26 protein-coding genes are annotated in these 19275 nt (G+C 57.0%); 12 read left to right on the top strand and 14 right to left on the bottom strand.

The genetic code is table 11. The features are described from left to right. Nucleotides 1-81: 81 nt before the first annotated feature. The 3 genes from PMW67_RS09085 to PMW67_RS09075 all read right to left on the bottom strand — a co-directional run bounded on the left by PMW67_RS09085 (nucleotide 82) and on the right by PMW67_RS09075 (nucleotide 1175). Complete coding sequence (locus tag PMW67_RS09085) at nucleotides 82-360, bottom strand: hypothetical protein (protein WP_271739576.1); 279 nt, start codon at nucleotides 358-360, stop codon at nucleotides 82-84. 201 nt (nucleotides 361-561) lie between these two features. Beyond that, nucleotides 562-843, bottom strand: a complete 282-nt coding sequence (locus PMW67_RS09080) for a type II toxin -antitoxin system TacA 1-like antitoxin (RefSeq protein WP_271739575.1) — start codon at nucleotides 841-843, stop codon at nucleotides 562-564. After that, nucleotides 843-1175 carry a hypothetical protein gene (locus PMW67_RS09075; RefSeq protein ID WP_271739574.1) on the bottom strand — a complete coding sequence of 111 codons (333 nt, stop codon included), beginning with the start codon at nucleotides 1173-1175 and terminating at the stop codon, nucleotides 843-845. Before PMW67_RS09075 ends, PMW67_RS09080 begins: the two co-directional genes overlap by 1 nt. 150 nt (nucleotides 1176-1325) lie before the next feature. On the opposite strand from PMW67_RS09075, the gene PMW67_RS09070 reads away from it, so the two are divergent. The 4 genes from PMW67_RS09070 (at nucleotide 1326) to PMW67_RS09055 (ending at nucleotide 3574) form a co-directional block, all read left to right on the top strand. Further along, a complete protein-coding gene (locus PMW67_RS09070; protein ID WP_271739573.1) occupies nucleotides 1326-1910 on the top strand; it encodes a recombinase family protein in 585 nt (194 codons plus the stop codon). 188 nt (nucleotides 1911-2098) lie between these two features. After that, a complete protein-coding gene (locus PMW67_RS09065) occupies nucleotides 2099-2791 on the top strand; it encodes a hypothetical protein (RefSeq protein WP_271739572.1) in 693 nt (230 codons plus the stop codon). 1 nt (nucleotide 2792) lies between these two features. Then, nucleotides 2793-2999: a hypothetical protein gene (locus PMW67_RS09060; protein WP_271739571.1), complete on the top strand. Its 207-nt coding sequence runs from the start codon at nucleotides 2793-2795 to the stop codon at nucleotides 2997-2999. A 62-nt stretch (nucleotides 3000-3061) separates the two neighbouring features. Beyond that, entirely contained in the window at nucleotides 3062-3574 is a 513-nt protein-coding gene (locus PMW67_RS09055) for a DUF5067 domain-containing protein (protein WP_271739570.1), read from the top strand. A gap of 31 nt (nucleotides 3575-3605) precedes the next feature. Here PMW67_RS09055 and PMW67_RS09050 read toward each other — a convergent pair whose 3' ends face one another. The 5 genes from PMW67_RS09050 to PMW67_RS09030 all read right to left on the bottom strand — a co-directional run bounded on the left by PMW67_RS09050 (nucleotide 3606) and on the right by PMW67_RS09030 (nucleotide 6575). After that, nucleotides 3606-4358 (bottom strand): metallophosphoesterase family protein, encoded by a 753-nt coding sequence (locus PMW67_RS09050; protein ID WP_271739568.1) that lies wholly within the window; start codon nucleotides 4356-4358, stop codon nucleotides 3606-3608. After that, complete coding sequence (locus tag PMW67_RS09045) at nucleotides 4343-5068, bottom strand: metallophosphoesterase family protein (protein ID WP_271739566.1); 726 nt, start codon at nucleotides 5066-5068, stop codon at nucleotides 4343-4345. Before PMW67_RS09045 ends, PMW67_RS09050 begins: the two co-directional genes overlap by 16 nt. Beyond that, complete coding sequence (locus PMW67_RS09040) at nucleotides 5065-5703, bottom strand: hypothetical protein (RefSeq protein WP_271739564.1); 639 nt, start codon at nucleotides 5701-5703, stop codon at nucleotides 5065-5067. Before PMW67_RS09040 ends, PMW67_RS09045 begins: the two co-directional genes overlap by 4 nt. Nucleotides 5704-6142: 439 nt before the next feature. Beyond that, nucleotides 6143-6268 carry a hypothetical protein gene (locus PMW67_RS09035; RefSeq protein ID WP_255413620.1) on the bottom strand — a complete coding sequence of 42 codons (126 nt, stop codon included), beginning with the start codon at nucleotides 6266-6268 and terminating at the stop codon, nucleotides 6143-6145. Between the two features lie 91 nt (nucleotides 6269-6359). Further along, nucleotides 6360-6575 (bottom strand): hypothetical protein, encoded by a 216-nt coding sequence (locus PMW67_RS09030; protein WP_271739563.1) that lies wholly within the window; start codon nucleotides 6573-6575, stop codon nucleotides 6360-6362. A 796-nt stretch (nucleotides 6576-7371) separates the two neighbouring features. On the opposite strand from PMW67_RS09030, the gene PMW67_RS09025 reads away from it, so the two are divergent. From PMW67_RS09025 to PMW67_RS09015, 3 genes are all read left to right on the top strand, one after another. Then, a complete protein-coding gene (locus PMW67_RS09025) occupies nucleotides 7372-7548 on the top strand; it encodes a ribbon-helix-helix domain-containing protein (protein ID WP_271739561.1) in 177 nt (58 codons plus the stop codon). A gap of 196 nt (nucleotides 7549-7744) precedes the next feature. Then, complete coding sequence (locus PMW67_RS09020; RefSeq protein ID WP_271739560.1) at nucleotides 7745-8230, top strand: hypothetical protein; 486 nt, start codon at nucleotides 7745-7747, stop codon at nucleotides 8228-8230. A gap of 217 nt (nucleotides 8231-8447) precedes the next feature. Next, on the top strand, nucleotides 8448-8654 hold the full coding sequence (locus PMW67_RS09015) for a hypothetical protein (RefSeq protein ID WP_271739558.1): 207 nt from the start codon (nucleotides 8448-8450) through the stop codon (nucleotides 8652-8654). Between the two features lie 522 nt (nucleotides 8655-9176). On the opposite strand, the gene PMW67_RS09010 is transcribed toward PMW67_RS09015, so the two are convergent. Further along, the gene (locus PMW67_RS09010) at nucleotides 9177-9479 is read right to left on the bottom strand and encodes a hypothetical protein (protein ID WP_271739557.1); all 303 of its coding nucleotides are present in this window, start codon (nucleotides 9477-9479) and stop codon (nucleotides 9177-9179) included. After that, entirely contained in the window at nucleotides 9479-10030 is a 552-nt protein-coding gene (locus PMW67_RS09005) for a ParA family protein (protein ID WP_271739555.1), read from the bottom strand. The genes PMW67_RS09010 and PMW67_RS09005 overlap by 1 nt, the downstream gene beginning before the upstream one ends. Before the next feature lie 587 nt (nucleotides 10031-10617). Between PMW67_RS09005 and PMW67_RS09000 the strand changes: the two genes are divergently transcribed. The 3 genes from PMW67_RS09000 to PMW67_RS08990 are packed head-to-tail and all read left to right on the top strand — an operon-like array spanning nucleotide 10618 to nucleotide 11843. Then, nucleotides 10618-11130, top strand: a complete 513-nt coding sequence (locus tag PMW67_RS09000; protein WP_271739553.1) for a TlpA family protein disulfide reductase — start codon at nucleotides 10618-10620, stop codon at nucleotides 11128-11130. Nucleotides 11131-11186: 56 nt separating this feature from the next. Next, nucleotides 11187-11591 (top strand): hypothetical protein, encoded by a 405-nt coding sequence (locus PMW67_RS08995; RefSeq protein ID WP_271739552.1) that lies wholly within the window; start codon nucleotides 11187-11189, stop codon nucleotides 11589-11591. A 12-nt stretch (nucleotides 11592-11603) separates the two neighbouring features. Continuing rightward, nucleotides 11604-11843, top strand: coding sequence for a hypothetical protein (locus PMW67_RS08990; RefSeq protein ID WP_271739551.1), 240 nt, complete (start codon nucleotides 11604-11606; stop codon nucleotides 11841-11843). Between the two features lie 745 nt (nucleotides 11844-12588). On the opposite strand, the gene PMW67_RS08985 is transcribed toward PMW67_RS08990, so the two are convergent. Beyond that, complete coding sequence (locus tag PMW67_RS08985) at nucleotides 12589-15939, bottom strand: CAP domain-containing protein (protein ID WP_271739550.1); 3351 nt, start codon at nucleotides 15937-15939, stop codon at nucleotides 12589-12591. Between the two features lie 124 nt (nucleotides 15940-16063). Here PMW67_RS08985 and PMW67_RS08980 point away from each other — a divergent pair, with 124 nt between their 5' ends. Together PMW67_RS08980 and PMW67_RS08975 are read left to right on the top strand one after the other, a co-directional pair. Next, on the top strand, nucleotides 16064-16300 hold the full coding sequence (locus PMW67_RS08980; RefSeq protein WP_334204049.1) for a helix-turn-helix domain-containing protein: 237 nt from the start codon (nucleotides 16064-16066) through the stop codon (nucleotides 16298-16300). Nucleotides 16301-16488: 188 nt separating this feature from the next. Then, the gene (locus tag PMW67_RS08975) at nucleotides 16489-17754 is read left to right on the top strand and encodes an ATP-binding protein (protein ID WP_271739549.1); all 1266 of its coding nucleotides are present in this window, start codon (nucleotides 16489-16491) and stop codon (nucleotides 17752-17754) included. Between the two features lie 75 nt (nucleotides 17755-17829). Here PMW67_RS08975 and PMW67_RS08970 read toward each other — a convergent pair whose 3' ends face one another. The 3 genes from PMW67_RS08970 to PMW67_RS08960 form a co-directional block, all read right to left on the bottom strand. Further along, the gene (locus tag PMW67_RS08970; protein WP_271739578.1) at nucleotides 17830-18147 is read right to left on the bottom strand and encodes a BspA family leucine-rich repeat surface protein; all 318 of its coding nucleotides are present in this window, start codon (nucleotides 18145-18147) and stop codon (nucleotides 17830-17832) included. A gap of 180 nt (nucleotides 18148-18327) precedes the next feature. Beyond that, on the bottom strand, nucleotides 18328-18756 hold the full coding sequence (locus PMW67_RS08965) for a hypothetical protein (RefSeq protein WP_271739547.1): 429 nt from the start codon (nucleotides 18754-18756) through the stop codon (nucleotides 18328-18330). A gap of 1 nt (nucleotide 18757) precedes the next feature. Continuing rightward, nucleotides 18758-19275, bottom strand: a 518-nt coding sequence (locus tag PMW67_RS08960) for an ABC transporter ATP-binding protein (RefSeq protein ID WP_271739545.1), incomplete at its 5' end; no start/stop codon positions are given.

Here is a 19275-nt window from a genome sequence, read left to right as displayed (position 1 = left end):
AGCAAGAAGGCGGAGGGCTAGAGCAAGGCGGGGCCGAGGCCGCCTCGATCAATTTGCGAAAGAATCTTGACGGTACCCGGTCTAGTACTCCTTGACCGGATGTTTCTCGCCGAAACCACCGTCGATGCCGAAGCGGCACAGCCTGTCGATGGCACGAAGATGCTCGTCGATGGCGGTTGCGATCTGGGTGTCGACCTCGCTGTCGTGGTCGTTGAGACCGCGGACCGCCTCGTCGGTGGCCATGAAGGCCTTGATGGCCCGATTGAACTGAGCCTTGAAAGCATCGACCTTCTCAACAGCGGCGGCTCGTTGTGCCATCTCGTGCTCGAGCCGTTGAACGATTTCCTGCGTGTCGCTCATGCTATTCCTTTCCTCGCGGGCATTTTATTTACTGTATCGCACCGCGCGGACACGATTCTCACCTAAGGTATGGCAGCGGCGTATGTTCACAAACCAGCAGGTAAACGGCTCAACAGGATTCGATTTACGAGGCGATTAGACCAAGGTTGGCGCGGATGCCATGACCCACGGCAGCGCCGATTCCGGGAAGGCACGCCGGGGCTATGCCGACCTGAGTATCCTCTCGGCTTTTTCGATCGCGGCCGAGCGCAGGAACTCCGACTTCCGCATCCCGCACGCGGCGGCCGCCCTTTCGATGAGGTCGGCGCCCGTCTTTGGGCACTTGAAAGACAGGTTGGCGTTGGCCTCCACCTCGGAAAGCCTGGGGCGGCCAACGCGGAAGTTCACCAGGCTCCCCTCCCAGGAGCCGGATTCGTATTCCGCGCACTCGCGCTCGATGTCCTCGTCCGTGATCGCAGATCCGTTTGCAAGCCTGTACTCCATCAGTAACCTCTCCTTCTCGCGTTCTCGATCTCCCTCAGCGTCTTCTTGCTCGGCGGCGTCATGGCGTGGTAGACGAGCCACGCGCCGTCGGCCAGGAGGACCCCAACCATCTCAATGTACCGGCCATGCAGGTCGTAGCCCGTCCGCATCTCGCGCTCCCCGGGGATGCGAACGGCCGCGAAGCAGTAGCTCTCCCACGCCGCCTCGACATCACCGTCATCTAGCTCGGGGTGCCGCTCGTGAACTCTCTGGTGTATCCGGACCATGAGCCTCCAATCTTTACGATAATATTCTACTACTATTTGGTAGTAGAATATTAGGCATTCCAACATATTCCATTGGCCTTTCGTCCCAAAACGTATGCTGAACGGCACCTGCAAATCGAGCGATCGAGACCGTGCAAATCGAGTGCCAAAACCCAGTGTCAAAACCTCGCCTTTGATTCCCATGGGAAAATCAAACTACGAGGCAGGAGGCTAAAAATGACACGATATGGATATGCCCGCGTGAGCACAAAGGACCAGAAGCTCGACCGCCAAATCGAGGCGTTGGTCAACGCTGGCGTGGCCTATGAGCGCATCTTCAAAGACAAGGAGACTGGCGCACGCGAGGGCGACCGCACGCAACAGAAAAAGTTGTTCAAAAAGATGAAGCGCGGCGATGAGGTAGTGGTCGAGTCCTGGGAGCGCCTGACCAGATCGACGAGGCAGCTGCTGAACTATGACCTGATGTTCAGGAACTTAGGAGTGAAGCTCATATCACTGAAGCAGCCCGTTGACCTCGATACTGCATTCGGCCGTTTCGTGCTGGGCACCCATGCCTGCACCGCCGAGCTCGAGCGCGACCTGATCAAGCAGCGCCAGGCCGAGGGTATCGCCGTCAAACGGAGCCGCGGTGGCAACGTCGGGGGCCGCCCGCGCATCGCGGACGTCAAGGCCGACGCTGCCGTGAAGCTCTACCTCGCCCGTGAGACGCCAATTCCCGACATCTGCGCCGCAACAGGTATCTCGAAATCGACCCTGTACCGCGTGCTCCGCGAGCGCGGGTTAGTGGGCGTCAGAAGATAAATCTGAGTGCGCTACTATATAAGAGTGCGGTATTTCTCCAACTGAAACCCTGCGTGAACGCATGACTTGAGACGCCTTTTTAGAACTCACCGATCGCAGGACGAACACAACTCAACAGCGGCCGCGTATTTGTTCCCAGCCGTACGGCGTGGCGGAGCCATGCCCGTTGTTGATTGGAGTGCCGCATCATGGCCGAAAACCAAGTCCAGTCCGAAAAGAAAATGACCAGTCTGAATGTCTCATCGGAGACCCGTGACGCCATAAAGGACATCAGCACGAGCCTTGGCCTCTCGCAGGCCGATACCGTCGCCCGCTTGGTCGACGGCTACCACCCTAACGCCACTCTCGGCGTGAAGGCTGCGCTCGACGCATCGGCCGTCCTCGATGAGGCAGTCGAGCGGGTCAAGCGCATCATCGTGGGCGCTGCCGAAGCTGCCGCGATGGAGGCTCGTGCTGCCCGCGAGGACGCCGACGCCGCCAAGAAAAGTGCAACGGAACAGATTCAGAGCATCAAATCTAATTGCGTCGAGCAGGTCGCCGCCATCAAAGAGAAATTCGAGCTGGATACTGCGAGCTTGGAGATTGAGAACGATGAGCTCCACGCCACCGTCGCCGATTACCTCTCGCAGCTCAAGAAGCTCGATTCCGAGAACAATCAGCTCTTGGCAGAATCAGCCGCAAAAGACGATCGAATTGAAAGCATGAGGGGCGCGGTCGACGCCGCGGCCAAGGCTCAGGCCGATCTCAACGTCTCCCTCCTCGCCCAGCGTGACCTGATGGCCGAGGTCGCCGCCCTCAAGGACCGCCTCGCGGCCTCCGAGCAGCGGGCGGCCGTAGCCGAGGCCAAGGTCGAGGTCATGACCCAGACGAGGGGCGAGTAGGATGTCCACCTCGAAGATGTCGCATCGTACGGCCGTTGCTGTGGGGTTGATCGTTCTTCTTGCCGTAGCGATTGTCTGGACGGTCGCGGACGGCGCTGGAGCCGACTCGACCACTATCGGCGCCGTTCTGGCGCACCAGGATACCGCGTGGGTATCGGTCGGCGTAATTGCCGTTATTGTTGTCGCCGTGCTTGAACTGGTGGGTTGAAAGCATACGTGATCAACGAACAAGAGCAATAGATCAATCAAGTATTCGGTTTGGAGCAAATCATGAAAAGGCGCGTTAGCAAAAATAGCATCAGCCTGGCTCGAACTCTCGGCGTCGCCGGTCTTTTGGCGGTTGTCCTGGTTACGACCTCTGGATGCAGCAAGGCAGACGATCACCAGACGGCAGTTCAGGTCGCCGATTCTGACAACGCGCAGGAAGAGGGCGCGGTTTGCGGCAAGATGGAGTATTCAATCACCGGCGTCGAGGTACATGATTCGGCGGATGACGATGGCGGGAAGGTCGCCGTTGTTCGCTGGCACGCCATCAACAACCGAACCGCAGATTCCTTTGCCACTGGAAGCTACATTACGGCCTATCAGAATAAGCAGATGCTTCATGGCGGTCTTGCCGCCGATTTGCAGGAAGATTCCTTCTCTTCGCAAGGGCTTGCGCCGGGAGGCGAATGCGACGGTGTGTCGATTTTCGAACTCAATGACATGTCCCCCGTTGAAATTAAGATCAACGGCACGAGCGCTGGATCGAACTCTCTCGACCAGACCTTTGAATTGGAATAGGCCTCATAGCATCTAATTTTCTAGAAACCTTCTAGAGCATTTCTAGGAGGTTTCTAGAACCGAGCGCGGCATCTTCGATCGACACGATGTCTTGGTAGATTAGGCGGTGCTTGGCGTCGCACCATTTGTCGTCGTGGTAGTGGCCGAAGAACCAGGCGCGGTAGCCGAGCTGACCGTCGAGCTCGGCAAGGAATCGCTGAAGTCGGTCGCCCCGATACTCGCGCCCGCGCTCGCGACACAGCTTCTCCGCCAGGGCGGCAGGGGCCTCGTGAGTCACAACGTAGTCGACCTTCCAGCCCACGCGGTCGAGCGAGGAGCGGCAGTGCTCCGTCTCTTCCTCGCTCGGCATCTCCTCGGGCCACCAGCTCCTCCCCTCCTTGCGATACTGCCTGTCGTTGCTCGCGGCGCCGCCCATGGCAAGGACTGTGAGCCCGTCGATATCGAACACCTCCCCACGCATCAGGTGCAGCACGCGCGGTCGCACCTCATGGACGAGCCCATCGTTCCACTCCCGTACCGGCAGATTGGCCAAGGCGTGATGGTTCTCATGGTTGCCGTCTACGAAACACGTGGTCCATGGCTTTGACTCAAACCAATCGAGCCAATACCTCTCAGCATTCGAGCCGTCCCAGACAAAGCCGAAGTCGCCGGCCACGATCACCACGTCATCGCGCGTCAGTGTGCGCCCCAGCGGCCAGTTCTTGAAGGCAAACCGGCTGGACCCGTACTCGGCCCTGCCGTGCACGTCGCCTGTCACATAGATAGCCATCAGTACGCACCCCACGGCAGGAGTTTCTCCCCGAGCCTCACGATCCGGTCATACAGCACCGTGTGCCGTTCGTCCGGGTTGCCGTCTCGGTGAAAATGGCCGTAATACCAGTGTTTATAGTCCAGGCGGTCCTCGAGCTCGTCGAGGAATCCGGTCAGCCGGTCCACATCGGGGCGTTCCCAGCCTGGGTCCGGGTAGAGCGTCGGCGAGAGCATGCGCGTGGCGCAGGTATGGGTGATGACGCTGTCGACCTTCCAGCCGACCTCGTCGAGCTTTGCCCGCGCGGCACCGAAATCGCGATCGTCCGGGAGCTCCTGAGGCCACCAGCTGGAATACGGCACGCGGTATTCCCTGTCCACGCTCGTGGCACCGCCCATGGTGAAGATTGTCGAACCGTCGAGCTCGAAGACCTCGCCGCGCGTCAGGCGCCGAATGGGCGAGGTGTCCGACAGGCGCTGCGTCAGCCCGCCATGCCACGGCTCCATGGGGCGCTCCTCCCAGTGGTCGAAGCGCTCGTGGTTGCCGTCGACGAACAGTGCCGTGTAGGGGCGCGACTCCAGCCAGGCGATGTCGGCGCATTCCTCGGCAGAAAAGTCCCACGGAAAGCCAAAGTCACCGGCAACGATGAGATAGTCGTCGCTGGTAAGACTATCGCCAAGCTCCCAGTCGCGGAGCTTTTGCATGTCGAGCCCACCGTGGATGTCGCCCGTCACATAGACCGTCATCGGATCACCTCTTCCCTCTTGTACGCCGCCAGCTCGCGCTCGACCTGCCTGTCGCCGGTCTCGTTGACCCACCAGGGCCATTTCACCCGGCCGCACGGCTCGCCGACTCCGGCGAACCATTCCCTCAGCTCGTCGAGGCTCACCGGGGAGTGCCCGTTGGCATCGCAACCGACGTCGTAGCGCAGAAGGCCCTGCTTGCGGTTGAACTCGTTGTACGCGCCGCCGCTGCTGTGGATGTGCCCGTGGAGGTGCCACGATCCATGGCTCATGCCCTGCCAGTCGGCCATGGGGTAATGGCTCAGGACGATCTTCTGCCCGTCGATCTTGAGCACGCAGATCGGCGGCTCCACGGTGAAGGCGCCAGCGACCGCCGGCTGGGTCCAGTCCTTGTCGTGGTTTCCCGGGACGAGGTGGATGCGCCTGCAGGCGATCCGCTTGCGCAGCCCGTAGGCGTCCTGGGCGGTCATCTTGAATGAGAAATCCCCCAGGATGTAGAGCTCGTCGTCCACGGCAACCTTGCCGTTGATGTTGTCGACGATGGCGTCGTTCATCTGCCAAATCGTCTCCCACGGGCGGTCGGTGAACTTCAGCACGTTCTCATGCCCGAAATGGGTATCGCTAGTAAACCAGATCATTCCATTGTCTCCCTGTCGCTAAAAACCGTTCTCCTTTGCGCAGTTGAGGAGACGTATTTTGAGCGACATGAGGCGTTCGAACCTCATGTTCTGTGCTCCAATCTGCCGGATTGTTCCAGCTAAAACTTTAAAACCTCGTGCGGATAGAAAACCTTGTCCCGTTTGTGGGGTCATAGTATAGGCGCTGTTAGAACTAATAGCCAAAATCCGTTGCCAACTGGCCGCTATTAGCAACTATTAGGCCTTTTGGACAGCCGAGCTGACTAATAGCCGCTATTTGTTGGGCTGTTTTGCAACCACGAGCGCCACGAGCGCTGCCGTGGATTCTTGATACGGCGCATCGACAACAGCAATGTCAAGCGGGTAGAATGGTGCCGACGGCAGCCCAAGTTGTAGCGAGCTGGGCAGAGCCGTTGCGTTAGAAAGTTAGGTCATCGTCTTAACGACGGTGGCCTTTCTTTTTGGGCTTCGAACCCTGCTTGAGTGCCTTGGAAAGGCCGACAAGGGCCGTGAGGAGCGAGACCAGGGCGGTCAGGAGCTTCACGAGCTCGGTGAAATCGGTCATGGGCATCACCTCCCATCGGATGGAGGGCTCTGCCCGGCACAAGGGCTGCCGACAGCGCTGCTGATTCTAGCAGAGCGTCATTCTTCTTCGATCAATCCGTGCTCCACTCCCTCGCTGGAATCCAGCCTTTCCGCAGCTCGACGAAGGTGTTCTTGATTCCCGCGACCCCAAAACGGATCGTCTTCGCGCTCGTCACGGGCCTTGAGCTTGCCCTGACTCTCTCGACGATCTTGTCAATCACTTGCCGCCGAACCTCATCCTTAACTTCCTCGCCGATCTCCTCAAATTCCAACGCCGGTCCGTACATGCTCGGCCCTTCCCTGCTCGCGACCTGTTTTCCAGCCAAGACCGTGCTCGCTATTGCTTCTAATAGCCTGCACAGCTCTTCGTCCGGCCGCTATTAACAACTATTAGTCCAAATCCTCCAGCCAAGCAGCCAATAACCACCATTAGCCCAGCTAAACGACTAAAAAATCGCCCGGTGCACAGAATCTGAACAGTCACGAGACGCGTTAAACTCACATGCGCGGCCTGTCCCGCGTGGACAGTTACAGGGCCGGCAGCGTCGCCGGCCCTGTCGCCATTCAATCAGCTGCATAAATAATATACAGGCAGATCTCCCGAGTACTCCCGTCGCCTTAGTGCGTTGCCATTCAAAGCAACGATCTGCTGCCCACGGCTCCTTAGGGGAGCCGGATAAGATCGTCGAGTATGCATCGACGCAAATATCTAAGCTCGCCGACGAACTAGCGAATGCCATCACCAGTGAACCCTAAACCTAGGACCCCTCTAGAAACCTTCTAGAGGGGTCCTAGGTTTAGTCAAAAGTGGATTCATGCAACGTTGCAGCAGTCCACCATTTCATTTGAATCGTTCGCCGCCCCTATGCCCTTTTCGGCAATTTACTGTGTCCCTTTTGGCAACTTTTGTCTGCTATGGGTTATCTCAACCCATAGGGGCCACTAAAAAACGACAGTTTCCGCTTGCGGCACAGGGAACCGTGTACAGTGGTACTAGAGTACAAACCGTTTACCTGTGATTGTTTACACTTTCGTATATTGTGATATCATGCCACTCAAGATATACGAAAGGAGGCTAAAAGTATGGCGCAGAGCAACGACAAGCCGATGACCAAACGGATGATGTTGACCCTGCCGACGGTGCTTTATTCAAAGTTGGATAAGATTTCTCGCGAGATTGGCATCAGTAAATCGGCGTACGTGATCCTGGCACTTCAGGCGTACATTACAAACCACGAGGACCAATACCGCCAGATTTAGTTTAGATATGAAAAAAGTCCCAACGCCGGCAAGCAAGAGGGACTTCTTTCAAATCAGAAATTGGCTATTCAGCCTGTTGTTGTTTGCATTTTAGCACGTAAAGGCGTGCTGTGGACACTTCTGTTGCCGTAATACCAAAATATTATGGTCACGTTTGGCAGCTGGGTTGGATGGCCTCGCACCGAGAGGCATCAACATGAGTACAAGTAGCTACAAACCGCATAAAGGCCGTGGCGTCCCGTGGCCTACAGATACGGACGCTCCATCGATTGCCGATCAGGCCGAGACGCCTAGCGAGATGGAGGCGGCGCTTGACGTTCGGCAGGATGAGATTGCAAAGAGCGAGATCCTGAGTGGAATCAACAGGCCATCCTACGACTCATTCTTTGCGGTCGCGAAGAATCGCGTCCAGCTTGCGATTCTGATCATGATTTGCTCCTTCCAGACGTCCAAAGGGCCTAATAGGAAGGATGCCAACGGAAAAGAACTTACAAAAGGTCTTTTCATGCGTCAGGACAAGCTCGCAAAAAAAGTCTGTTCGACTCAACCGACTGTATCGAAAGCTCTGGGCGAGCTGGCTCATCGAGGCATCATCATGAAGACTGATGGGGTGTGGGTCATCGTTTGGGCTCAGCTCGATATTCAAGCGCGTGAAGCCGGATGGGATCCGAAAGAGGACTGAAAATCTCAAGGGGGCTGGGCATCTTCCGGCCCCCTTTTTTGCCTAACGAAAATATTCCGCTTGGAATAATATTCCGTATGGAATAAAAAATATTCCGCTTGGAATAATTATTCCGTATGGAATAAAAAATATTCCGCTTGGAATAATTATTCCGTATGGAATAAAGAAATATTCCGCTTGGAATAATTATTCCGTATGGAATAAAGAAATATTCCGTATGGAATATTCCGCTTGGAATAATATTCCGTATGGAATAAAAAATATTCCGCTTGGAATAATTATTCCGTATGGAATAAAGAAATATTCCCCCTGGAATAATTATTCCGCTTGGAATATTCCGCTTGGAATAATTATTCCGCTTGGAATAAAAAATATTCCAAGCGGAATAAAAAATATTCCGTATGGAATAAAGAAACATGTGTAAGAGATACAAGGTCAGACTGCAAATCGACATTCCTGTAGGAATATTCCAATTAAGTAGAGCTATAGAATTAGAAATAGATATAGATAGGCTCCGGTCGCTGAAGCTCCCTGCGCGGCCTATCGGCCTTGCCCTCCGTTCGGCTATGCCTCACTCCGCGTCGCCTTCGGCTCCTTGGCTTGGCCTATCGGCCAAAAGTGTGGGGGCTAACGCCCCAGCTCCCCGATTACGTCGCTGTCAACCCTCGGCGCCGGCGTCGCCTACGGCTCCCCGGCCGAACTAACCCACTTTGGCTGTAAGCCTACAATTCGGCAATGGATGCCGAATCCGTTTTCCGGTTGATCTGAATACCGGCATTTTGTTGGCCTCGCTTCAATTGCCGTCAGGGAGCCGCAGAATCGAAAATAAGACGTCCTATCGGTGGGGTCCGACCGTTTTCTCATTGATAGATAAAACGGGTCTTAAATCGGCTCTCATAGGCACATACAAAAGAAAACGGGCACCTGACGGTACCCGTGATTCCGATTAGATTTCTTTTTCGGCCAAATAGTGATCGAAAAGTTCCCGAGCGATATCCGATACGGACTTGTCTTCCTCAAGGGCGACCTGCTTCAAACGTTTTCGGTAACTCTCCGGAACGTAGACAGACAACTGTACAAGCCTTTCAGATGCCCCTTCAAGGCCCTTTTTTGGGCGCCCGGCTTTCCGTACCTGTGGAGCCGGTTTCTGGGGCTCGGATGCGCTTTCAACGATTTTCTGCTGCCTCTCCTCGGCGGCCTCCGCGGCCTTGTCGAAGTACGAGGTCGATTTCTTGAACTTGCTTGCCATTACAGGACCTCCTCGATCTCGTCCAAGATGCTCTCGATTGCCTGGGCGGCCTTACCATTCTTGGCGATCTCATACACAGGCTTTCCCAGCGCCGCGCCCTGCTTGAAGGCCGCTGCGGTCGGAACGGTGCCCAGCACGGGCAAGTCATCGGCTTCGAGCAGTTCGAGGAACTGGCGGTCGACCGTCTGGTTGCCGGCGAAGTTGTTGACGATGATTGCGAACGACAAGTCGGGATTGGCCTCGGTGATGACCTTGATCGTGCGCTTCATGGGCTTCAGGCCCAGCGTGCCGGGCTGCACCGGGATAATCGCGATATCCGCGTTCTTGGCATACTCGGCGGTGTCGTCGCTCAGGAACCCCGGCGTGTCGATGACATTCACGGCGTCATCGTCGGCGAGCAGCCCCTTCTCGTGGTTTGCTCCGCCCTGTGGGTCCAGGTTACCGAAGCCGACCTTGTGGCCGCGGCGCTCGAGGCCCCAGGCGATCTCGTCGGCGAACGTCGTTTTGCCGACGCCGCCTTTCTGATTGACCAAAAGGATGTTCGTCGCCATGTCCTCCCCTTTCTGAAATAACGTAGTCATATATTAGCACATTAACATGTGACTACATTAAGTAATTCTAAGTCGCAGTTAGAAATATATGAGCATGTTAAGCAATTAGTATAGTACTACGCTAACGCGGTCATGGCTGTGGGTTGTTTTAACCCACAGCCGGGCTAAAGTTGCCAAAAGGGGCACAAAGGCCAATACGTTTGCACAGTGCCGGCGCAGCGACCTAGCATCGTATGCACCGGCGGAATCATCGCTGGCCTGTAAAGAGAGCATATCCACGCGCTCACGGTCGCCGGAGGCCTCGTGATGCAGCACGGCCGCGGCGACGACTGGAAGTGCGTCGATTGGGATGCGCTGCCGCCTGGCTCGACAGATACGGTTACAAGGTCGCTGAATGCGAGACGGGGACCCTTCCGACCGCCGACGCAGCGAGGCGGGTACGCGAGTGGGAACGCAAGGGTAAAAATGCATCGTCGCTGAATCAGTGAGGTAGCATTCTTTAGTTAGATGATGGATAGTGAAATTTATTAGCGTATAATGTACATATATCGTAATGTATGCGTTTCACCATGAGAGAGGGATCTGTCATGAGCTGGAAACCGAGAAAATGCGTTATCGCCTTACTGACTTTGGCGGCTCTGGCGTGTTTCGCCGCCTTGATCGCCGTCAATATCAAACCGCAACACGATGCTTATCCCTCATCTTTGTCCATTAAAAAGGGCCAAGATTTCAGCCTTGGCCGAAACGTCAATTATTTTGACAAGCTAAAACCTAATGAGGAAAACATCTTGATGTTCTGGGCATCGTGGTGTCCGCACTGCGAATCTCTCATAGAGGATATGCAGCAACTTGATAATTTCGCAGCCATAAGGAAGAACCTTTTCACTGTTTCCGAGGACAGCACGATTGAAGAAGCCTCAGTCCATGAAGGAGACTTTCCCATATACATAGATCAAGATAAGGCCGTGTATGACCAATATGAACTTGAGCATATTCCGTCCGTATTCATACTGGATGATCAAGGAAACATCATCGGCTCAGCCGAGGGAGAGAAAGAATCTCTTGCCTTATTAAAGAAATACGCCGAATACAACGGATAGAAAGCGGCAGGAGGCGATATCGAGTAACTATCAAAGGCCAGATTAAGGAGCCCGCCATGAAGAAATGTCTACCCTCCATCGTCTCAGCAACTCTTTGCCTCTCCCTTGTCATGACACCATTTGTACCCGTTGCGGCAGCCTATGCCGACGAGGGATCTCCCGCCGAGAGCAGTGAGATCTACGTCGGAGACAACTACGACGAAAATTACAATATATCCCCCTTTGAGCGTGGGCGCTGCACGGATTCATATTCCAAGGCGTGGTGCGATTCTCACGGATTTGCAAATAACCGCCCTGTCCCTCACAAGGTCAAGCTGATCCCGAAGGAGGAGGCTTGCCTGCGCGATCTCTACGTTGCTGGCACCGCTGGTGTGATCGCCGGTTACGTGACAAGCGGTCCTGCCGGCGCCTTGTATGCAACCGCAGCGGCATCGTACCGACTTTTCACTTGCCTGTTCTAAAAGGCAGTTGCCATGCTGTCGCAAAATCAATCGGGATACTTGGTCACAATCGGCTTTATCCTGCTCGCATCACTCTTTGCTAGCGACCTTTTGCTGAAACCGCCCAAGGAACTCGTTTTGCTTGCCATAGACTGCATTTCCGCCCTTTACTTTACGGCAACCCTATTCGTCGGACTAAAGGAGAGGAAAAAAGGCGCAGTCGCCGCATCCGCCGTATGCTTGATCATAGCCATTGCATCATTCTTTATCTGACACATTGGTGATTTAGGGGCGATATCGTAGGAATACGACCGGGAGAGTCGGGACCATAGGCTCCGGTAAGAACCTTCGCCATGCCCCACGTATCGAGCCCGATGATTTCCCCGCCGGACGCCCTGACGGTCACGGCCTCCGGCGTCCACGCGATTTCATCGTCCGTGAGGCGGATGGGTGTGACGCTGCCGGCGTCCATCCGCCTCACGACCTCATTCCGCTTATCGCGCCAGCCCGGCTTGAGCCATTTGATGACGGTCGGACGCGAGACGCCAAGGACGCACGGGCGCAGCTCGAGCTCTAATACATGAGGTCCCAGCTTGTAATGCGTGAACATATGACTACATTAACATGGTCATGTATTACCAAACGTTATATGCTGAGCTGGATCCGCCCGTCTGTTATCTTGGCTGCTGACCGCTGAGAACATGGCCGCCGTCATCGGCAAGGATGGCGTGGAGACGGAGATTCAGGTGGGGCAGATGCGCCAAACACTGGGCAAGCCTGGCTTCGATTGGCTGTTTAATAAGCACTAACGGTTGAGTTATTGCATCATAATCGCAGCTGTAAATAGGTGACCATATGACCATGCTAACATGTGCGCACAGTCATATGGTCACAGTTGTAAATCGGTTTAATCTGTGGCCCTTAAGCTGAAGCTGCCTCAACGAACCGTGGCTGGCGAGACGAAAAAGGGGAATCCCTTTTGCGGGATTCCCCTTTCCGAGTCGTTATGCGATTTGTCCTACATCTGCTCGCGGCGCTTCTTTTGATCGAGGAAGACGCCGGCTGCCACAAGGACGGTACCGCCGATGGCGAACGTCTCGCCGATGAGGCCCGTGCGGTCGCCGGTCTGGGCGAGGCTGCCGGGCTGGGCGGTATCCGTGCCGGCGAGGTGCTTCGGGGTGTATGCCGCCTGCTGCTTTGCGGCCTCCTCCGCATCCTGTCGGGCAATCTCATCGGAAAGCTCCTGCTCCGCTGCGATGCGGTCGGACTTCGCCTGTTCGTAGGCGGCGAGTGCCGCATCGTAGCCGGGCTGGAGCCCGTCCACCGCGGCCTGCTTCTCGTCCAGGATGGCCTTGGCGGGCGCGACCTTGGCACGTGCCTCGACTGCTGCGGCGAAAAGCGCGTTGAGGGCGTCATCCGCGTTCGCGTCATGGCCGGAAGCGATCGCCGCGCCTGCGTCGATGGAGTTCAGCTTCGACAGCTTGGCGTCTGCCTGCGCCTTCGCCTGTTCGGCGGCGGAGACCAGGGACTCGGCGGCGATGGTATCCGCCTTCGCGGCATCGAGCGCGGCCTTGGTGTCATTGACGGCCTTTACTGCATCCTGCTCGCGCTGCTGTGCCTCTGCGAGCTTCGCGGCAAGACCGGTGAGGATGTCGAGGTTCGACTGTGCGTCCTCGAGATCGGTCTGGGAGCCGGTGAGCTTGTCGGCGGCAATGCCGGTGTCGGCCTTTGCGGCATCGACGGCACGCTGGGCATCCGCGAGGGCGCTTGCGGTGGTATCCGCCTTTTGCTTGGCGGCTGCGAGGACGGTCGCCTTCTCGGCCTGATCGGCTGCCGCCGCGTCGTGGACGCTCTTTGCTGTATCGAGCGCCTTCTTGGCGTCGGCGACGTCCTGGAAGAACTTCGCGAGATCGGCGTTCGCATCGGCAACGCTCTGCTGCTTGGCAGAGGTGTCCGCCTTGGCGGCATCCAACTTAGACTGTACGGTCGTTACGGCTGCGTTGGCAGCATCAAAGGCAACCTGCTTCTGCTGGACGGTCGACTTTGCCGTATCGACTGCCGCGTTGGCGGCATCGAGGTCCGATTTCGCCGCATCAAGCTCGGTCTGGGCATCCGTGACGCCCTGCTGCTTGGATGCGAGATCAGCCTTTGCGGCATCGACGGCACGCTGGGCATCGGTGACGTCCTGCTTCGCGGCATCGACGTCTGCCTGTGCGGAATCCGCTGCGACCTGCTTCTGCTGGACGGTTGTGGCGGCGCCGGTGGCTGCCTGCTGCTTGGATGCGAGATCGGCCTTGGCTGCGTCGAGTGCGCTCTTGGCGTTCTTGAGACCGTCGATGTAGGAGGTCAGCTTCTGCTCGTACTCGTCGACGGACATGGGGTTCATGTTCCAACCGGAGCCTGCCCAGCCCAGGTTTGCGGTATCGAAGCTGTCGGTCTGCCAGCCGTTCATGGTTCCCTTGCTGCAGACTGCCATGCCCATATAGCCGATTTCAGGGCTGATGACATGCAGGTAGTGACCGACGGTTGCGGGATATCCGGCAACCTTAAAATGCTGGTTGACATAGGATTCAATCCCGCTATGCGATTTGTAGAAATCTACGGCATCCTTACCGATTAGCCCGGTGACGCCATAGAGCTCCTGAACCGCCTGATCGAAGAAAGCCTTTTCTTGGTCCACCCACTGCGGTTTCGGATCGGTTCCATAGTTCCACGCGAGGTTTTCGCTCGTATCAAACTGCATGGAATGCCCAAACTTGACATCGGAATAGTTCGCGTTGGCAATCGCCGCCGCAATGAGCTTGTACGTGACTTGGAGCTCAGGGAGACCGACGGACTTGCGATATTCGTTGATGGACTTCATGTACGGGATTGCCGCGAGCATGTTGTCGAGACTGGTCGCGTCGAGGCTGTTCCCTACTTCGGTGTAGTCCTTGTATGTGCAGTTCTGGATGATCTCGATGGCTGAATCGGCACCCATGGCACGGAAGAAGCCGATGGCTCCCTGCTTGAGCTGCGCGCCGGCAGAATCGAGTTTCGCCTGGGCCTCGTCGACTTTCTGCTGCGCGGCGGTCACGGCGGCGTCTGCGGTATCCTTTGCGGCCTTGGCGTTCGCGAGCTCTACGTCGGCGGCTGCCTTAGCTGACTCGGCGTCCTTGACAGCCTGCTTCGCGGCATCCAGCTTGGCGACGGCGTCGGCATTCGCCTGCTTGGCCGCATCGAGGTCGGCGTTCGCGGCATCGAGTGCGGACTGGGCGGCGTTCACACCGGATTCGGCATCGGCCGCGGCCTGCTGCTTTACGGAGAGGGACACCTGGGCATCATTCAGGTCAGTCTGCGCCGTTGCCGCAGCGGACTGCGCCTGCTCGAGCTCGGACTCGCACTGGGACTGTGCCTCTCGTGCGGCGGCGAGGGTTGCCTCCGCGTCCGCGACCTTCTGCTTCGCGGCATCGTACTCAGGACCGCTGGCGCCTGCCTCCGCTGCGGCGAGGTCTGCTTTCGCCTTCTCGTAGGCGGCGCTGGCGGCTGCGGCCTTCGCATCCGCCGCGTCCTTGTTCTGCTTGGCTGCAGCGAAGACAGAATCGGCGGCATCCTTTGCAGACTGGGCCGCAACCAGCTTGGACTGGGCATCGGCAAGCGTCGCGTTGGCGTTGGCGAGTTCGGCCTGTGCCCTGCTCACGGCATCCTGGGCGTCGCGCACGGCCTGCTCGGCGGCACTGATTGCCTCCGGGGTGGCGCCTACGGCATCGGCCTTGGCTTTATCGAGGGCATCCTGGGCATCCTGGGCCGCCTTGAGGGCGGACTGGTACGCTTCGTCCTTCTCGGATGCATCCGCCTTGGCGTCTGCGAGACCTGCCTTCGCCTGCTCGAGGTCCTTGCCGGCGGCATCGGCGGCGTCCTTGCCCTCTGCGACCTGACGGGCGTACTCGTCCATTGCCGCTCGGTCGGCTGCCGTGCCGGCGCTGACTGCCGAATCGTAGGATGCCTTGGCCTGGTCGCGGGCGGAAGCAACCTCGTTGTAGGGGCCGGCGACCTCATCGTAGGATGCCTTGGCGGCGTCCTCCTTCGCCTTCGCCTCGTCGACCGCCTTCTGCAGGTCCGCGATGGTCTGTGCGGCGGATTTCGCGCCGGTACCGGATGCCGCGCCGGCATGGGCAGCGATCGGCGACATCACGGCGGGGTGCTGCGTGCCCCCGTCACCGGTCTGGGCGAATGCCGTGAACGGTGAGATGAGGCTCGATCCGGTCATGGCGGCCATGGTCGCCGCGGTGACGGTCAGACGCGCGATCCCCTTCGGAGTGTGAATCTTTTTGTTTGGCAGTGCGGCGAAGTGATCGCCACCGGCAGCGAAATGCTTTCCCTGAGTCATTGTGCTGTTCCATTCCTTTTCCGTGCCCTATCCGACTGGGCATCAGAGTGCTTTCCAATAGAGATAATTATGCGCCTTAACTGGGATTGTTGTATATAGTCCGTTGGCTTTTATACAACAATCCATGACTCTTTTTGTCATGGATACGAAGACGCTTCAGAAATCATTCGGCATGAGATGCAAAGAGCTCCGCGCTGGACTCGGGTGCAGCCAGGAGCAGTTCGCCAATTTGATTGAAATGGATCGTTCCTACTACGCGAGCATTGAAGTCGGGCGGCGTAATGTCAGCCTCTCAAATCTCAAGAAGAATGCCGACGGATTTCAAATCAGCATTGCTGAACTCATGAGAGGCGTCAGCTAAATTTATCCGTCTCATAGTTCACAGTGGGTCTCGTTGATTAGTGCCTTAAGAAAATGGAAATCGTCCCAACGAGCTATCGTCAATCGTCCCAATAAATTACCGTCAATCGTCCCAATAAGTAATCGTTATTTGTCCCAACGACGCAGATAGACGCTATAATTTCAAATGAATGATTGGAGGGAAAGCCGATGGATAGGTATATAGGACGTTGTGTTGACTGCTTGGTCGAGCGCGACCTTGGCATTTTTGGTGCAGTGCTCATTCAGGGGCCGAAATGGTGTGGAAAGACAACGACAGCCCAGAGATTTGCCGAGTCATCGTTATCTCTCTCCGACCCATCTGGCGGTTTTGCGGCCCTCCAGCTCGCTCGTCTCGATCCGGCCCAAGCAATTGTCGGACCGACCCCGAGGCTTGTCGACGAATGGCAGGAAGAACCGAAGCTATGGGATGCCGTGCGATTCGAATGCGATGCCAGAGGAGGGGAGCCAGGACAGTTCATTCTCACCGGATCTGCGACGCCGCGAGCCGAGAACCAGCCGATGCACAGCGGTGTGGGTCGAATCGCCCGTTTGCGGATGGATACCATGACGCTTTTCGAGCTCGGCATTTCGTCGGGAGCGGTCTCGCTTGGCGCGCTGCTCGCCGGCGATCCCGTTGCGGCGTCACTCGGATCCATCGCCGGTATCGCCGGTATCGCGGATTTGCTCTGCCGCGGCGGTTGGCCCCAAGCGGTCGGTAAGACAACTGCCGACGCGATGCGGATAGCCGCCGCCTATATTGACGGTGTTTGCGAGTCTGACGTTTCGAGGGCGGATGGAGTGAAACGCGACCCGGTTAAGGTAAGGGCCTTGCTCTCCTCGCTTGCGCGCAATGAATCGACCCTTGCCGGCATGAAGTCCATCGAAAGGGATTTGGGCGTTGACGTCTCAAAGAATACGATTACCGGTTACATGGACGCGCTGCGCCGTATCAATATCGTCGACGATGTCCCCGCGTGGCATCCGGCTCTCAGGTCGCCGGTGAAGCTGCGGCAGGGCGCGAAGCGGCACCTTGCGGACCCATCGCTCGCCGTCGCCCTCATCGGTGCGGCCCCGGAGTCGTTGTCATCCGATCCGAAGACCCTTGGCTTGCTCTTCGAATCCCTCGTGCTGCACGATCTCAAGGTTTACGCGGCGGCCAGCGATGCGACCGTATCCCACTACCACGACGCTGACGACCTGGAGGTCGACGCGATTGTCCATCGTCGTGACGGCTCGTGGGTTGCCGTTGAGGTCAAGCTTGGGAGCCCCCAAGTCCCAGAGGCAGTGGAAAATCTGCTTCGACTCGAGCGAAAGCTGGTCGATCGTGGGGAGAGGCCGCCTGCGGCGAAACTCATCGTCATCGGGTTTGGTATGCCGGCTCACGTAACTAGCGAAGGCATCGTTATTGCTCCGGTCGATACGCTCGGAATCTAAAGCTATTTGCATTTCCAGAAATCATCTAGAAGGCGTCTAGATGATTTCTGGAAACAACCGGTATTTTGATCTGGGCTAAGAAAGGTTGCTGGTCCAAATTTCGTGCTGCGTGGAGCCGGTGATTTTGTTCAGGAACTCGCGCTGCTCCTCGGTTGCGAGGATGTAGGTAGAGCAGCCACTGAGCATCTGGTCGACGTCTGTGATTCCGGACGCCTCCCATCCCAAGATGCTGACGGCCTTGAGCGCCAGGCAGTTGAGGAACATGTAGGACGTGTTCTCGACGTTCGAGGTGTCAAGACGGTCGAGATCAAAAAGCTCCGTGACGCTTGAGCACCCCCTGAACATGCCCTCCAGGGTCGTGCAATCCGATGTATCGAGTTTCGATAGGTCGATTGGGTTAGACCGTCGAACAGGTATCTACCGCTCTCTGGATCCCAGGTATCCAGGACAACGACCTCACGGATTCGATTCCTGTAGGAATACCACGGTTGCTTTCCGAATTCGTCCGTGTGTGTACGGATGAATGCGGGATTCGATACCCCGGCGGCCTGATCGGCAGGCCGCCGGGAACTCTCACTCCTCGATAAAAGCCGGCACTCGGTTAGTCCTGCGCATCTTGAAATCGCCAGTCTCGTGGGAGACGTAGAGGATGCCGTCCATCCCATCTCGCGATGCATATGAAAGGTGAACAGAACCGCAATCCACTCCATCATTGTCGAGAAGATCGAACGAATTCGGGTCGCTCGTTGCGGCCAAACGACCACTCAGACAAGAGCCATCGTCATTACAGATTTGCCATTCCATGTCTTCGCCTGCAAGAATCGCCATAGACGTCCTGGTCGCGCCATCGTTGGCATACATCCCGTCTATGCCAAACCCATTTTCAGCGCCATCGATGAACGATTGCTCGGACCTATACTTCGCGAATGATGCGCATAGTGCCATTGCAAGACAAAGTACAAAGCCAACAATCGCTATCTTTGCATAGCTCTTGCCTATCATGTCATTCACCTCCCTCGTATGTATCGAGGTATTCCTGCTTGAGCGTCTGCGAGGACGACTTGATCTTTTCCACAAGCGTGCCGGCCTCGATGAAGTAGAACGAGTCGGTGAGGTCTGCCAGGTCGTCGAGCAGATGGCTTGAAATGAGCACGCTTCGTCCCCGCGCCACCTCGCTGCGCATCGCGTCGCAGGAGGTTTTCCGCTTTCCCGGATCGAGGCCGTTCAGCGGTTCATCGAGGATGAGGTACGGGCAATCGGTCGCTATCGCCATGGCAAGCTTTACCTGCTGCTTCATTCCCGTCGAGAGTTTACGGGCCGGCTTGTCGAGATATGGGGAGATTCCGAGGGAGTCGCAGAGCGAGTCGATGTCGGCGGCCGATTTCCACGCCTCCCTAACGAAAGCAAGGTGCTCGATGGCCGATAGCGTGGGGTAGAGATCCGCGCCGCCCGAAGAGCTCAGGTAGACGAGTTCTGCAAATTCGGCTGATCGACGTTGGCAGATTCCGTCTGCCGCCAGGC

The sequence above is a fragment of the Collinsella aerofaciens genome (genome assembly GCF_028209395.1).
GTDB lineage: Bacteria > Actinomycetota > Coriobacteriia > Coriobacteriales > Coriobacteriaceae > Collinsella > Collinsella aerofaciens_AZ.
The sequence above is the reverse complement of the archived record's forward strand: the minus strand, read 5'-3'. Positions and strand labels throughout refer to the sequence as shown.

Excerpts from the sequence above, each read along its gene's own strand:
- PMW67_RS09070 (WP_271739573.1), top strand. The coding sequence starts at position 1,326 with ATGACACGATATGGATATGCCCGCGTGAGCACAAAGGACCAGAAGCTC.
- PMW67_RS09005 (WP_271739555.1), bottom strand. The coding sequence starts at position 10,030 with ATGGCGACGAACATCCTTTTGGTCAATCAGAAAGGCGGCGTCGGCAAA.
- PMW67_RS09010 (WP_271739557.1), bottom strand. The coding sequence starts at position 9,479 with ATGGCAAGCAAGTTCAAGAAATCGACCTCGTACTTCGACAAGGCCGCG.
- PMW67_RS09060 (WP_271739571.1), top strand. The coding sequence starts at position 2,793 with ATGTCCACCTCGAAGATGTCGCATCGTACGGCCGTTGCTGTGGGGTTG.
- PMW67_RS09035 (WP_255413620.1), bottom strand. The coding sequence starts at position 6,268 with ATGACCGATTTCACCGAGCTCGTGAAGCTCCTGACCGCCCTGGTCTCG.
- PMW67_RS09045 (WP_271739566.1), bottom strand. The coding sequence starts at position 5,068 with ATGACGGTCTATGTGACGGGCGACATCCACGGTGGGCTCGACATGCAA.
- PMW67_RS08975 (WP_271739549.1), top strand. The coding sequence starts at position 16,489 with ATGGATAGGTATATAGGACGTTGTGTTGACTGCTTGGTCGAGCGCGAC.
- PMW67_RS09015 (WP_271739558.1), top strand. The coding sequence starts at position 8,448 with ATGGAATATTCCGCTTGGAATAATATTCCGTATGGAATAAAAAATATT.
- PMW67_RS08965 (WP_271739547.1), bottom strand. The coding sequence starts at position 18,756 with ATGATAGGCAAGAGCTATGCAAAGATAGCGATTGTTGGCTTTGTACTT.
- PMW67_RS08995 (WP_271739552.1), top strand. The coding sequence starts at position 11,187 with ATGAAGAAATGTCTACCCTCCATCGTCTCAGCAACTCTTTGCCTCTCC.
- PMW67_RS09030 (WP_271739563.1), bottom strand. The coding sequence starts at position 6,575 with ATGTACGGACCGGCGTTGGAATTTGAGGAGATCGGCGAGGAAGTTAAG.
- PMW67_RS09055 (WP_271739570.1), top strand. The coding sequence starts at position 3,062 with ATGAAAAGGCGCGTTAGCAAAAATAGCATCAGCCTGGCTCGAACTCTC.
- PMW67_RS08980 (WP_334204049.1), top strand. The coding sequence starts at position 16,064 with ATGACTCTTTTTGTCATGGATACGAAGACGCTTCAGAAATCATTCGGC.
- PMW67_RS08990 (WP_271739551.1), top strand. The coding sequence starts at position 11,604 with ATGCTGTCGCAAAATCAATCGGGATACTTGGTCACAATCGGCTTTATC.
- PMW67_RS09080 (WP_271739575.1), bottom strand. The coding sequence starts at position 843 with ATGGAGTACAGGCTTGCAAACGGATCTGCGATCACGGACGAGGACATC.
- PMW67_RS09025 (WP_271739561.1), top strand. The coding sequence starts at position 7,372 with ATGGCGCAGAGCAACGACAAGCCGATGACCAAACGGATGATGTTGACC.
- PMW67_RS09075 (WP_271739574.1), bottom strand. The coding sequence starts at position 1,175 with ATGTTGGAATGCCTAATATTCTACTACCAAATAGTAGTAGAATATTAT.
- PMW67_RS09065 (WP_271739572.1), top strand. The coding sequence starts at position 2,099 with ATGGCCGAAAACCAAGTCCAGTCCGAAAAGAAAATGACCAGTCTGAAT.
- PMW67_RS09085 (WP_271739576.1), bottom strand. The coding sequence starts at position 360 with ATGAGCGACACGCAGGAAATCGTTCAACGGCTCGAGCACGAGATGGCA.
- PMW67_RS09000 (WP_271739553.1), top strand. The coding sequence starts at position 10,618 with ATGAGCTGGAAACCGAGAAAATGCGTTATCGCCTTACTGACTTTGGCG.
- PMW67_RS09040 (WP_271739564.1), bottom strand. The coding sequence starts at position 5,703 with ATGATCTGGTTTACTAGCGATACCCATTTCGGGCATGAGAACGTGCTG.
- PMW67_RS09020 (WP_271739560.1), top strand. The coding sequence starts at position 7,745 with ATGAGTACAAGTAGCTACAAACCGCATAAAGGCCGTGGCGTCCCGTGG.
- PMW67_RS08985 (WP_271739550.1), bottom strand. The coding sequence starts at position 15,939 with ATGACTCAGGGAAAGCATTTCGCTGCCGGTGGCGATCACTTCGCCGCA.